Here is a 12,532-nt window from a genome sequence, read left to right as displayed (position 1 = left end):
GTTACGTGACTGATCTTTTGTGCGAGAGCTATTCAGTAAACCCAATCTCGCTGGCAGGCTTGACCTGCACTCTATGTTCGCCTGCCCAGAAGCCGTTGAGCGTCTCGTTATAGAAGGCGATAATTTTTTCTGCTGGCAGCGTCTCACTATCATCAGTTGTGTGAGCATCGCTGGCCAGCAGCACGTCATAGCCATGAGCAACCGCACTACGGACAGTTGTATCGACACAATATTGTGTCTGGCCTCCTGTGATAATCAGGTGTTTGATTCCACGTGCCTCCAACTCTGCCTGTAAATGTGTTTTATAAAAGGAATCTGGCGCTTCTTTCTGCACAACAGGTTCACCAGCATGAGGCGCAATGGCTGGATGAATAAACCATGCTGGCTGACCTGGCTCCATATCGTATCCTTTGCGCCCATTATGCTGAACATAAATAACTGGCGTATTGTTGGTGCGGGCTCGGTCCAGTAACAGATTGATTGCATCCAGTACTTCGTCGCGGTGATAGGCTTCACCCACCACACCTATCTGTGCGTCGATTACAAGCAGGGCGGTATCTTTGCTCATTCGGTTCAACTCCTTTTTGGTATCTCACGAATTGGTTCATTTGTTCTTGAGTTTACCACATAAAGCGTTGTGGTTGTGCCCTAAACGCGGGGTCGAGCTCGAATCAGTAATACGCCCTGCTGCTAGTGGGTTGTTGCCAATCGTCATTCAGCCAATCAATGAGGAGCGCCACCATTGCTGTGGCATTGGTGCGCTTCCACCGCATTCCCCGTTTCTTCATGCGCCGATTGACCTCTTGCTCTTTTGACTGAAACAGTCGGCTTGGTTGAGACTGAGGGTGTCCCCAACCGTGAGGAACCAGAAGAAGGTTAGCCTGAGGCTCTTGAAACTTTTTGGTGAATTGTATGAAAATTCAAAAGTGGGACTTTCAAAAAGCCCTGGACTAGATGGCTTTCCTGGTTGTATATAGACAAATATAAATAAGAGACAGCGATTGTACTACTGGCTCTTATTTACACTGTTGCAAATAACTCTGCATGAATACATAAATCACATCTTTTTGATTCTAAATGCTCCATTGTGTCCGGCCTATTTTCTTACTACTTATCCAGTACCACACTAACGCCAGGAGTAATAACGATGCAATTATCATACATACACCATTCCATTTTGCTACTCTCCATCCGTATGTCCCCAGTAGGGAACCGGCTGCTCCTCCTATAAAGTAGGTAAACATATATATAGTATTATAACGGCTACGCTTGCTTTGTGATAATTTATGAATCCTCGATTGGTTAGAAACTTGGCAGGCTTGTATTCCTAATTCTAGTAAAATAATGCCAAAAATGAAAGAGAGCAAGGACCAATTCATTAACCAGAGTAATACTAATGAAATGAGAGAGATAATAATTGCCAAACCTGTTATATACCGGGGATTATAACGATCAGCAAACCTCCCTATTGATGGTGCTGCAATAGCTCCAAAGATGCCAGTTAAACCAAACAATCCAGTAATTTCACTACTATAATGATAAGATGAAGTTAATAAGTAAATAGATAACGTAACCCAAAAAGAATTAAACGCAGCAAACATTAATGCTCCAAAAAGACAGGCTTCACGCAATATTGATTCTGTTTGTACAGTTTCCCATAGTGATGCTATCAACGCAGGATAACTTGGAGTATCTTTAGGAGCACGATCTGAAGGAAGAAGAAAAAACACAAATACTCCGAGTAATAGCATAGAGCTAGCAGCAATCCAGTACATGATTTTCCAACTATAGATCGAAGCAATAATTCCACTTATTGTTCGTGATAATAAAATACCAATTGCTAAAGCACTCAGCATGACACCCACTACTTTTCCTCTTATGTTCTCTTTGGTCAAACGTGTTGTATAAGGGATGATAATTTGAGGAATGACAGTCGTAAAACCAACAAAAAAACTGGCAACTGCTACTATATCTAATGTCGGAGCTAGAGCAACACTGGATAAAGATAATGTTACAGCTACTAGTAAGAATAATACTATATTTCGCTGATTATATTTATCACCTAAAGGTGCAATCAATAACAAACCACAGGCATAACCTATTTGTGTTAAAACTGAAAGAAAACCGATTTTTTCTTCTGATACTCCAAAATCCTGAGCTATAGTTGCCAGAAGAGGTTGCATATAATAAAGGTTGGAGATAGTTAAAGCGCAGGCTACAGCAAGGAAAGAGATATGTCGCTTATTAAGTATCGGTTGTATGGTTGGATTGCTTGTATCACTTTTATTCAAAAAATTATCAGAAAAAATATTCATTTCTAGATCCTGCGAACTTTCTTCTTGTCAATCAAGGATACACAGGCGACAACGTATTTCCGGCTATAACAGTTTGACCTTTGCTGTATCTCTCTAAAGCTTCCAATTCCTTGTCAAATGTCCCACTGGGGTCAGCATACGGTATAATGGAAAAACTCACCTCCGCCTGTGTTCCTGATATATTTATGCCCCTATCTCGAAACCACGCAGCCAATTTCTGGTGTAACATTGCCAGGCGCGGATACACAGCTTCCAAATATGGTCCCGTATGACCAAAGATACTAATGTTGTGACAGAGTACAGATACAGTAAAACAACGTATCTTTCCATCTCCAGGAGCAGGGAAACGCTCAAAATTGTCTCTCGTGCGCTCTTGAATGCCCAGAATTTCGATGTTGTAGCTTGCAAAAAAAGCCTCAAGATCATGCGTTAATTGTTTCCTATCATTCAACAAATACATGTGTTTTCCTTTCATTACAGGTCGTAGCATATACTTGGTTGTTTGATGATTGTAGATAAAATGAACTTATCAAACAATAAAGTACATGTTCTGAACCACTTTTCATGTTTATCCCAATATCCAGTCAGTTAGTTCCTTCAAATTGTTTACAATATTCACTGGCTTGTATGAATCGAATGCTTGACTTTGTGTAACTCCAGTTAACACAGCAACAAAGGGGACTCCGCCTCTTAATGCTGTTTCCGCATCTATTGTGCTATCACCAGTATAAAGAGAATTTTGCTTTGATTCTTGAAAATGTTCAATAGCAAGCCATAAACCTTCCGGGTCAGGTTTATGGGCTTGTACATCCTCGCTACCCACTATAACTTCGAAGAAGTTTAATATTTTTTCTCGCTTTAGTATTTCTTCGATTCGGTAGCGATATTTTGTGGAGACTACTCCCATCTTTATATTCACCAGACTAAGTGCTTCCAAAGTGGAGTTTACTGTATCATAGATTACAGTATTCTCTGCCATAGCTTCATCAGCTCTTTCTTTAAAAAGGCGCACAAACTCACTACTTTTTCCTTCATGTTCTGATTCTGTAAGGTACAGAAAAGTTTCTGGCAGCGATAATCCTATGGTTTGACACACTGACTCATAAGAAGCAGGAGGAATTTTTAAGCTACGAAGTGCGAAGTTGATGCATTCCATTGCACCATAGGAGGAGTCGGCCAGTGTATAATCAAAATCAAAAATAATGACACGCAAATCATGACGCATAGTTTTTCCTTCAGAATGCCTTTGTCGCTTCAGAACATTGTGTTGCATTTGCTTGTTTGTATCTTCTTTGCACAGCAAGAATTTCTTTTGCTTGGGCAACCGTTTTCACTTCTTAGAATTTCGGTTACTTTTTCCAGTTTTGCATAAGGCAGTACTTGCTCAATTTCTGAATAATGACGTGCCTTACGAATAGTCAAATCCGAAATTTCGTGAACTCCCCCGCCTTCTAAGCAAAAATATCGAATATTGGCTTTATCAAATCCGACATCTTCGGCTGCTTCTTGAACCATTAGTGGTATTTGCATAGAGTGAGGTGAGCCGTCTTTCGTGAGAACATAGAGAGTCTCCACTCTCTTTAGGCGAAAAATTGTACAAAGCTTAAAGCCTAATTTATCTAAGTGATGTAACTCGGGACAAAATGAAAAGACGTTTCGTCCTTCGCTCAGGCTTTTATATGCTTCTGGATTTACATCCTGTGAGTAAGTACATGTTAAAAGGAGGTCTCCTTTAAAAACGTTCACGTTAACTGAAATAATGTCACGTGATGGTTCAACTACTTGCATTTTGTTTTTCTCCTTTTTGTGTTGCGGTCACAACAAGTGTAGACCTGTGTGATTCAATAATTTGCAATAGGCGCTTTACTAATTTAAGCCATCTTTCATGCAGATAAAAATAAATAATCAGCAAGTATAAGATGAGGTTATGCGCCTGAATAAAACCTGGCACTATAAATTCCTACAGTAATTTAGGATTATTTGTAATGCCTTCATGGTTTTATCCAGCTGTAAAAAACATTCTGCCGTATTAGACACAATGTAATTAATAGCATCTATTGCTATATAGGATTTTATCACATGTAGCGCTATTAATCAAATATATGAATTATTTGACAGTGTTTTCTTGAAAGTCCCGCTTCATCGTGAAAGCTTCTCAAAAAAAGCTCTTCAATAAATTTTTGAGGTTGAGCACAGAAATGACGTATATGCTTTGCAACATTGGAAACACCCAACCACTTTTCATACCAGTGGCTGACTGCGCTGCTGTAGCTTTTTTTGATCCAGATAAGCATGTTATTGGTCTAGTGCATGCTGGATGGAAGGGTATTGTGTATCGTATCATCATCCATGATAGTGAAGACGCTGTCTCTCTGAGGTCGGCACTGGCGCAGAAGGTACCGGAATGGACAGTGATTGCCGTTTGAGGTAGCTTTCAACGGCATCTCCAAGATTTTTACACATGCCATCGATCCGCACACTGGATCGCTTGAGACGCTCCTTGAGCAGCTCCACTGGCATATGCTCTACCGCGATCTCGGCTAACTCCCTCGATTTCGGGATGCGACGCCAACCATGTTTTCCCACTTTTTGTTTCCCGGTCAGGAAGCATATTGACCAGGTATACACCATCTTTAACACTTGACTGCATCTCCTCGATGGGAGAGTTCCGCAATTATAGGGAAAAAGAGGTAATCTTCCATAAAATAATTCACTATTCACTGATACTTATCTCTATTGTCTCCTTGAGAGAAATACTATAGAATAAGAATCTCAAATCATGCAATATAGTTACAGCTACCTTTTCAAGATACGAAAAGAGTATTCACGAATTGACCGTAGGAAAAAGATGACGCATTTTCGGAACGAGATAATAAGCGAGCATACGATCAACACAAGCTCCGATCAACTTTTATCGACTGAGCCCCTCAAAATCTTCTTTAGCTATGCTCATGAAGATCACGCCTTTCGATCGTTGCTGGGCAAACATCTGATGCCTTTTGTGCGTTCCGGGCTAGTGACGCAGTGGTACGATGGAGATATTCATGCAGGAGCGGAGTGGGCGGAAGAAGTGTATGCGCACCTGAATACGGCAGATATTATTCTGTTCCTTGTTAGCCCCGATTTTATGAACTCAGATTTCTGTTATCACGTGGAAATGGCTCGAGCTCTCGAGCGAAATGCGTTAAAAGAGACACGAGCCATTGCTATCCTTCTTCGCCCTACGTATTGGCAGGAAACGCTTTTGGGAGATCTCCAGGTTCTTCCCAGAGGAGAGATGCCAGTCAGCATCTGGCATGATCATGATCAGGCATTTTTCTCCATTGTTCAGGATATTTATGCAGAAATTACCCTGTTGCTCTCTCAAAAGTGGCTAGAGACATCGAACAATTTTCAAGATGCTAAGGATTATGAGTATGCACTCCGTGCCTGTCAAAAAGCGATTCAATTGAATCCTCGCAACAGTTCTGCTTACTTAAATGCTGGTACGCTCTTCTGGCATCTTCGCCAATATGAGGAAGCGCTCACAGCATATGAGCAAGTGATTCAGTTAGAGCCAACGAATAGTATTGCGCATGTGAGCAGATGCTATGCCCTGTGGAACCTTGGGCACTATCAGCTAGCCTTGCACGCCTGTGAGCAGGCTATTTTACTGCAACCTGATAATAGTACGCTGTATCTTATTCAGGCTCAATTGTATGAGCTACTGAAAGTTCAAGCTCTTCAAAAGGCAAGGCAACTGGATGGAGCAGCTATTGGAGCGCGGAGAAATCCAGCGTTTATTGCAGGTCCGTCCGCGCACCATGATCTCTAGCGCTGATGGGCGCTTGATTCCAGGGTGTTCCACTTCTCCTGGAAGAAGGACATGTGCCAGGTAAGAACCCCTTTGTCTGCCAGAGAACTAACCCAGAACTGGAAAGCCCTGAAATAATGCTCTTTGCTTTGGAATCTGGTATAATCGGGTAGAAATGGATTTCCTCTTATAACCGAAAAGGAGCATCACTCATGACCAATTCCTCCGCACCATCACAGGCAGCTGATCTCAAAACATCTCGATCCGTTGCGCGCTTTCCTCTCTGGATCTTCATCGTTGTCATACTTGGGGCTCTTTTGAGCATCACTGGTGCGGTGATCAGTAAGGTCAATCCTACCCTGCTCACGAGTGGGGGCACTATGACAGAGACAGCGCGGGTCTACGCCGACTATATGTTTGCCCGAAGTTTAGCGCTCGCCATTATGTTGCTTTTTCTCCTCTTCATAAGATCTCGCCGGGTACTGGCCAGCTTCATGGTACTGATTGCCCTGATTCAACTTATTGATGGAGTGGATGATCTGGTACGTGGAGCGTTTCTGCTTGTTCCAGGCTTGCTTGTGTTCGCCCTTGTGTTCTTTGCGGGAGCGTGGAAGTTGTTTGGGCAGCCATTTTGGCACCTTGATGCCTGGCGCGAGTCTTAAAGAATATATGCTATAATTTTTTTATACCTGAATACCTCAAAATGCAGAAAGAATAAGAAGCATCATGATTGGAAGACGCAGCCAACATGGCCCAAAGGCAGGTTACTAGTACCGCTGTCTTTGGGCTATGCAGAGGTCACAAGTGCATAAGAAGTCCATAACTGGATAAACTTGTTTCTGCATAGCTTTGTGTTCTGTTTTGCATCATGCAAACCCTTATGACAGCGTATCTGGCTGTCTGAGGGTTTTTTCTGTGCGTCTTCTCTTCTTTTACCTCCTTCAGATAGCACTGCGCTGTATCGTTTCATTTTTCAGGCATGTGATGATGGCAATGACGTATGCCATGCATCTTGTCCCCAAAGGATTTTTATCCCGAAATACGTGAGAAGGAGTAAAAAATCATCTATGGTGCGTATGCATACTCTCTCTTTTGTGGTCCGGTATCTACGACCACAGTGGCCAACAGTAGCTCTTCTGGCGGCGTTGTTGGTTTGCAGCGTGGGAATCCAGGTTGGCAATCCAGAAATTTTACGTTCATTTATTGATAGTGCAACCAGTGGGAGGTCGCTTTCATCATTATGGATCATGGCCGCTCTATTTCTAGGAATGGGGCTATTAAATCAAGGTCTGACGGTTGTGAGTGCCTATGTCAGTAGTAATCTTGCCTGGCAGACAACAAATCAGATGCGCCTGGATCTGACCTCCCATTGCATCCACCTGGACCTTTCTTTTCATGCTGCACATGCAGCCGGAGAACTCATTGAGCGGACTGACGAAGATGTAAGCTCACTCTCCAATCTCTTTTCTTTGTTTACCTTGCAAATTATTATGAGCTTGCTTGTCTTAATCTGCGTCCTGGCTGTCCTTTTTCATGAGGAATGGCGTCTGGGCCTGGCTATGAGCATCTATGCATCTCTCTGTCTGTTTGTCATCCAGAGTACCCGGAATACCACCTCATTAGCCTGGAAGAAGGCAAGCCAGGCGAAGGCTAATCTCCATGGTTTCATTGGTGAATATGGATCAGGGGTAGCTGACCTGCGTACCAGTGGCGCTATTGCGTATAGTATGCGCCTCTTTTATGATCTGCGACGAATGGCTTTTCTGAAAGATTGGTCTGCACGCCGTTTTAGTCTCTGGCTGTCTTGTGGAACAGATCTCTTACTCATTGGTGGTTCCGTTGGCGCGTTTCTGCTCGCTGCTGCGCTTTTTCAGATGGGGACAATTACACTTGGCGTGGTCTACCTGGTTGTTACATATACCCAACTCCTGTCTACACCCCTGCAAACGATTATGGAGCAGATTGATGATCTGCGTCAGGCCAGGGCAAGTCTCGAGCGTATTCAGGAGCTTTTTGCCATCCCTCCAACCATTGGTGATGGTCTGGAGCACGATCTCCCAGGTGGAGCATTAAGTGTTCAGTTCACAGATGTCTCCTTTGCCTATCATCCAGATGTTCCCACTTTGCAACAGATCACGTTAGATATTAAGCCAGGCGAAATATTGGGCCTTCTGGGACAGACCGGAAGCGGCAAAACGACCCTGGCTCGTCTCCTTTTTCGCCTCTATGAGGTTGATAGTGGGACGATTTGTGTTGGTGGCCGTCCTATCCAGACCTTGCAGCTTGCAGCTCTTCGGCAACGTATTGGTATGGTCACTCAGGATGTACAGCTCTTTCATGCAAGTGTGCGAGATAATCTAACGTTTTTTGAGACCGCTATTCCAGATGAACAGATTGTGCACGTGCTGTCTGAAGTGGGTCTGGCTGACTGGTATGAAGCGCTTCCACACGGGCTTGATACTGTTGTGACCACTACGACCAGCACTGGGATTGGGCTGTCAGCAGGTGAGGCACAACTGCTCGCCTTTGCTCGCGTCTTCCTTCAAAATCCCTCTATCGTCATCCTGGATGAAGCCTCTTCGCGCCTGGACCCTGCAACCGAACTCTTTCTAGATACTGCCATCAAGAACCTCTTTGTTGGACGGACTGGGATTATCATTGCGCATCGGCTTGCAACCATCAATCGCGCTGATAAGATCGCCATCCTGAGGCAGGGGCAGATGGTGGAATATGATCGGCGTGAGAACTTACTACAGGACCCAACCTCACAATTGAATGGTCTGTTACAAACCGGACGTCAGGAGCAAGAATGATGACTACTCGTTTCCTTGATTTAGGTAAGCTGGTTCGTTATCGACCAGGTTCAGGTCTATTGACAGCGCTCTTATGGGTCCTGACCAGTTGTATTCCGCTTCTATCAGGACAATTAACGCGTGCTATCTTCGACCAATTAAGCGCAAAAACGACTCTTCTTGGCCTTACTATCTGGAGCCTGGGCGCTTTATTGCTCGCATCAGAGATCGGAGCTCAGCTGGTAACGACGACCTGGTTCCTCAGTCATGAGTATTGGATGATGACCATGAAGGATCTGGTGCGCAGCAATTTCTTTTCTGCGCTTTTGAAAGATCCTCCCGTTGTAGAGAATGGAGAGGCTTCTGGCGATCTGATCAGTCGTTTTGAGGATGATGTGACGAAAGCCACTGATGATGTGATTAATGAGTGGTATCGGCTTTTTGGTGAACTCGTCTTTGCCGTGATTGCCGTGATCATAATGATCAAGATTAATTTGCTGATAACTCTGGCTACTGTTATCCCTCTGATTGCTCTAGTTGCCATTATCCATCGCATGCGAGCGCACCTGGAGCCTTATCGACAGAAGACGCGCGAAACCTCTAGCGAGGCACTGGGGTTTCTAGGAGAAATATATAGCATCGTACAGGCCATAAAGGTAGCATCAGCCGAGGAGCGGATGGTTCAGCACCTGGCAACTCTGAATGAGCAACGCCGTCGAACAATGCTCAAAGAGGAGATTGTGAGCAACCTGCTGGTTTCTTTTAGTGGAAATATCACCAATCTTAGCAGGGGGATCGTCATTCTCCTTACGGCTCAGGCTATTCATGCTCATACATTTAGCATTGGAGATTTTACGCTGTTTGTGATCTATCTCGATTGGCTCCTGCAGCTCCCACGTCGGATTGGACGTCTTCTTACAGCCTTGCAACTTGCTCCTCTCTCAACGCAGCGTTTGTTTGCAGTACTTCCAACCACCTCTGCAACCAGTCTGGTCGCCCATCACTCTCTTTATACACGGGGAGCTTTACCTGAAGTTCCACGGTATGAAAAAGGGGAGGATCTGACCGAGCTTATCGTTCATGATCTTACCTATCGCTACCCCTCTTCGGGCCGTGGCATTGAACATATTCGCTTGCACCTGAAACGGGGCTCGTTTACGGTGATTACCGGGCGCATTGGCTCAGGGAAGACAACGGCCATCAAAGCACTCCTTGGACTTTTACCTCTGGAGACAGGCCGCATCTTCTGGAATGGAACAGAGATCACTGAGCCCGCCAGTTTTTTTGTGCCTCCTCGCTGTGCCTATACAGCACAGGTTCCGCGACTCTTTAGCCTGACGCTTAAGGAGAATGTTCTTTTGGGTCTTAAGCCGGAACAGGTTGATCTGGAGCAGGCATTCTTTCAGGCCGTGATGGAGCAAGATATTAATGCGCTGGCTGAGGGCGTTGATACCATGATTGGAGCCCGAGGCGTCCGGCTCTCTGGTGGGCAGGTACAGCGCAGTGCGGCTGCTCGTATGTTTGTACGTACTCCTGAACTGTTGATTTTCGATGATCTCTCCAGCGCACTGGATCGCCAGACCGAGCAACTCCTCTGGGAACGTCTCTTTGCTCGAGGAGAGACGTGTTTGGCTGTCTCTCATAATCAGGAGGTCTTGCGCCATGCGGACCATATTATTGTGCTTAAAGAAGGAAAGATTGAGGCAGAAGGGAGATTGGACGAGCTCTTGAGAAAGTGCAGCGAGATGCAGCATCTCTGGCAAGGTGAGGTGCTGTAATAGAAGACATGTGGTCTAAAGAAGCTGATTCGGCATTTGCGAAGCATCGATTGCCGGATGAGCTTCTTTGAGCTTGTATGAATTCCTGAGACAGCAGTGTCTCATTGCAGATGGTTTAGTAGGCATCCGAAACTTTGTGTACCGGGCCAGATCCACTTTATAGGTTGAGTTTAGAAGGGTTCATTCCAGACACGAATCAGATCCTGTGGCTGAACGCCCCGACGCTCGGCTAGCGCTATCGTTGCTTTGTAGCCCTGTGATGGACGTAAAGGGTGCAGCCGCCAGAGCGAACGCAGCTCGGTCTCGTTAGGGAGCGCAAGCAGAATGCTGCTCTCTTGATCATCTGGGAGTGCACCAACATCAATGCGTTCGAGCGAATATCTCAGCCCATCGCCCAGAGCTTTGACGGTTGCTTCTTTGAAGGTCCAGTAACGGAAAAAAGCTTCTTGTCTCTGCTCCTCAGGTAATGTGAGAAAGAAGCTATATTCGCGTGCCGAAAAACAGCGTTTCGCCAGTTGCTCCATATCCGCCAGCAGACGAACATATTCAATATCAATGCCAACCGTCCAGGCATCGCTAAAAGCATAAATGGCCAGTTCATACGAATGAGACACGTTAAAGCGAAGCGAGCTATGATGAAGAGGATCAAGTTCAGGACGCCCATATTTTTGATAGACAAACCGACACTCCTCGGCTGCTATCTCCAGATAGTGTCCCAGGATGGTACGCAAAATAGCTCGACTTGTGACGAAACGCCTCCGATCGTGATCGAAGTAAAAAAGCGAGGCCCGCTTCTGCTCATCATGAGAAAGGGTCTTTTCTAGCTGAACATAGTATTCATCTGGTTGTTGAAGCTCGGCATACCAGATGTGGATCTGATTGGCATAAGGCCTCTTGAGAATCTGATCAACTCGTGTATTTGTAATCATCTTATTTTATCCCAATGTCTGTCTTCCTATTTCAGAGCCTGTAAGGCTGCTCGTCTCAATAAGCTATCTGTCTGTCTTCCTGTTTCAGAGTCTATAAGTCTGCTCGTACTAATGCGAGCAAGGATTCTCGAGCTTCATTAATGAAAAAATGCTTTCCTGGTAACGTATGCATCGTAAATTTGCTGGTTGTTTGCTCTCTCCACCAGGCAACCATCTCTGCTGGAGCACGTTGATCCTGCTGGCCAGCAAAGGCCGTAATGGGGCAAGAAAGCGGTTCTTCAGGATAATAAAGATAGTTTTCAAACACAGAAAAATCTGCTCGGAGCATAGGAACGATCATGCGCATAAGATCCTGATTTTGTAGCACATCCTCTGGAGTGCCCTCAAGGCGGCGGAGCTCTGCAATTAATGCTGGTTGTGGAAGAGCATGTAATGGTGCAATATCTGCGAAGAATTGTGGGGCCCGACAGGCAGATAAAAACAGGTGTTGTGGCTCTATCTGATGGTCTCTGCGCAGATGACGAGCTAATTCAAAGCTGATAAGCGCACCCAGACTATGCCCAAAAAAGGCAAACGGGAGATCGAGATAAGGGTTCAGTTCCTGTTTCAACGCTTCAACGAGAGGAGTAATCTCCTGATAGGGCTTCTCCCGCATACGATTCTCTCGTCCAGGCAATTGCACCGCACAGATCTCAACTTTTTCGGGCAGGTAGCGTTGCCAGCTCTGATACGTGGAAGCTCCTCCGCCCGCAAAGGGAAAGCAGAAGAGCCGCATTTGTGCCTGTGTCTGAGTGTTTGAGCGTACAATCCAACTTCGTGTAGAAAAAAAGTGAGACATATGCTATAACCATCCTTTTCTCGATCCGCTGTTATTGGCGGTATCTTTTCTATGAGAGGACCTGCAAGAATTTCAAGTCCTGTCTTA

13 protein-coding genes are annotated in these 12,532 nt (G+C 45.0%); 5 read left to right on the top strand and 8 right to left on the bottom strand.

Annotated elements, in window-relative coordinates:
• Positions 1-28 precede the first annotated feature (28 nt).
• From EL628_RS27140 to EL628_RS27120, 5 genes are all read right to left on the bottom strand, one after another.
• Entirely contained in the window at positions 29-568 is a 540-nt protein-coding gene (locus EL628_RS27140; RefSeq protein ID WP_126583107.1) for a cysteine hydrolase family protein, read from the bottom strand.
• A 505-nt stretch (positions 569-1,073) separates the two neighbouring features.
• Complete coding sequence (locus EL628_RS27135; RefSeq protein ID WP_126583106.1) at positions 1,074-2,315, bottom strand: MFS transporter; 1,242 nt, start codon at positions 2,313-2,315, stop codon at positions 1,074-1,076.
• A gap of 31 nt (positions 2,316-2,346) precedes the next feature.
• A complete protein-coding gene (locus tag EL628_RS27130) occupies positions 2,347-2,775 on the bottom strand; it encodes a hypothetical protein (RefSeq protein WP_126583105.1) in 429 nt (142 codons plus the stop codon).
• A 108-nt stretch (positions 2,776-2,883) separates the two neighbouring features.
• Positions 2,884-3,540, bottom strand: a complete 657-nt coding sequence (locus EL628_RS27125) for an HAD family hydrolase (RefSeq protein WP_161975806.1) — start codon at positions 3,538-3,540, stop codon at positions 2,884-2,886.
• A 29-nt stretch (positions 3,541-3,569) separates the two neighbouring features.
• Positions 3,570-4,103, bottom strand: coding sequence for a hypothetical protein (locus tag EL628_RS27120; RefSeq protein ID WP_126583103.1), 534 nt, complete (start codon positions 4,101-4,103; stop codon positions 3,570-3,572).
• Positions 4,104-4,513: 410 nt separating this feature from the next.
• Between EL628_RS27120 and EL628_RS31185 the strand changes: the two genes are divergently transcribed.
• Entirely contained in the window at positions 4,514-4,741 is a 228-nt protein-coding gene (locus EL628_RS31185; RefSeq protein ID WP_126583102.1) for a laccase domain-containing protein, read from the top strand.
• A gap of 29 nt (positions 4,742-4,770) precedes the next feature.
• Here the strand turns inward: EL628_RS31185 and EL628_RS31180 are convergent, their stop codons facing one another.
• The gene (locus tag EL628_RS31180) at positions 4,771-4,926 is read right to left on the bottom strand and encodes a hypothetical protein (RefSeq protein ID WP_371859709.1); all 156 of its coding nucleotides are present in this window, start codon (positions 4,924-4,926) and stop codon (positions 4,771-4,773) included.
• A gap of 237 nt (positions 4,927-5,163) precedes the next feature.
• On the opposite strand from EL628_RS31180, the gene EL628_RS27105 reads away from it, so the two are divergent.
• The 4 genes from EL628_RS27105 (at position 5,164) to EL628_RS27090 (ending at position 10,678) form a co-directional block, all read left to right on the top strand.
• Positions 5,164-6,129, top strand: a complete 966-nt coding sequence (locus EL628_RS27105; protein WP_161975805.1) for a toll/interleukin-1 receptor domain-containing protein — start codon at positions 5,164-5,166, stop codon at positions 6,127-6,129.
• Between the two features lie 191 nt (positions 6,130-6,320).
• On the top strand, positions 6,321-6,770 hold the full coding sequence (locus EL628_RS27100) for a hypothetical protein (protein ID WP_126583099.1): 450 nt from the start codon (positions 6,321-6,323) through the stop codon (positions 6,768-6,770).
• 405 nt (positions 6,771-7,175) lie between these two features.
• On the top strand, positions 7,176-8,921 hold the full coding sequence (locus EL628_RS27095) for an ABC transporter ATP-binding protein (protein WP_126583098.1): 1,746 nt from the start codon (positions 7,176-7,178) through the stop codon (positions 8,919-8,921).
• Positions 8,918-10,678: an ABC transporter ATP-binding protein gene (locus EL628_RS27090; protein ID WP_126583097.1), complete on the top strand. Its 1,761-nt coding sequence runs from the start codon at positions 8,918-8,920 to the stop codon at positions 10,676-10,678. Before EL628_RS27095 ends, EL628_RS27090 begins: the two co-directional genes overlap by 4 nt.
• A gap of 170 nt (positions 10,679-10,848) precedes the next feature.
• Here the strand turns inward: EL628_RS27090 and EL628_RS27085 are convergent, their stop codons facing one another.
• Entirely contained in the window at positions 10,849-11,607 is a 759-nt protein-coding gene (locus tag EL628_RS27085) for a 4'-phosphopantetheinyl transferase family protein (RefSeq protein ID WP_126583096.1), read from the bottom strand.
• A 91-nt stretch (positions 11,608-11,698) separates the two neighbouring features.
• A complete protein-coding gene (locus EL628_RS27080) occupies positions 11,699-12,445 on the bottom strand; it encodes a thioesterase II family protein (protein ID WP_126583095.1) in 747 nt (248 codons plus the stop codon).
• Positions 12,446-12,532 lie beyond the last annotated feature (87 nt).

The sequence above is a fragment of the Tengunoibacter tsumagoiensis genome (assembly GCF_003967535.1).
GTDB lineage: Bacteria > Chloroflexota > Ktedonobacteria > Ktedonobacterales > Ktedonobacteraceae > Tengunoibacter > Tengunoibacter tsumagoiensis.
This window is presented reverse-complemented; position numbering and strand designations above follow the sequence as displayed.

Bases quoted from the DNA above. Each gene is read 5' to 3' on its own strand.
- EL628_RS27140 (WP_126583107.1), bottom strand. From the start codon at position 568: ATGAGCAAAGATACCGCCCTGCTTGTAATCGACGCACAGATAGGTGTG.
- EL628_RS27135 (WP_126583106.1), bottom strand. From the start codon at position 2,315: ATGAATATTTTTTCTGATAATTTTTTGAATAAAAGTGATACAAGCAAT.
- EL628_RS27130 (WP_126583105.1), bottom strand. From the start codon at position 2,775: ATGTATTTGTTGAATGATAGGAAACAATTAACGCATGATCTTGAGGCT.
- EL628_RS27125 (WP_161975806.1), bottom strand. From the start codon at position 3,540: ATGCGTCATGATTTGCGTGTCATTATTTTTGATTTTGATTATACACTG.
- EL628_RS27120 (WP_126583103.1), bottom strand. From the start codon at position 4,103: ATGCAAGTAGTTGAACCATCACGTGACATTATTTCAGTTAACGTGAAC.
- EL628_RS31185 (WP_126583102.1), top strand. From the start codon at position 4,514: ATGACGTATATGCTTTGCAACATTGGAAACACCCAACCACTTTTCATA.
- EL628_RS31180 (WP_371859709.1), bottom strand. From the start codon at position 4,926: ATGCTTCCTGACCGGGAAACAAAAAGTGGGAAAACATGGTTGGCGTCG.
- EL628_RS27105 (WP_161975805.1), top strand. From the start codon at position 5,164: ATGACGCATTTTCGGAACGAGATAATAAGCGAGCATACGATCAACACA.
- EL628_RS27100 (WP_126583099.1), top strand. From the start codon at position 6,321: ATGACCAATTCCTCCGCACCATCACAGGCAGCTGATCTCAAAACATCT.
- EL628_RS27095 (WP_126583098.1), top strand. From the start codon at position 7,176: ATGGTGCGTATGCATACTCTCTCTTTTGTGGTCCGGTATCTACGACCA.
- EL628_RS27090 (WP_126583097.1), top strand. From the start codon at position 8,918: ATGATGACTACTCGTTTCCTTGATTTAGGTAAGCTGGTTCGTTATCGA.
- EL628_RS27085 (WP_126583096.1), bottom strand. From the start codon at position 11,607: ATGATTACAAATACACGAGTTGATCAGATTCTCAAGAGGCCTTATGCC.
- EL628_RS27080 (WP_126583095.1), bottom strand. From the start codon at position 12,445: ATGTCTCACTTTTTTTCTACACGAAGTTGGATTGTACGCTCAAACACT.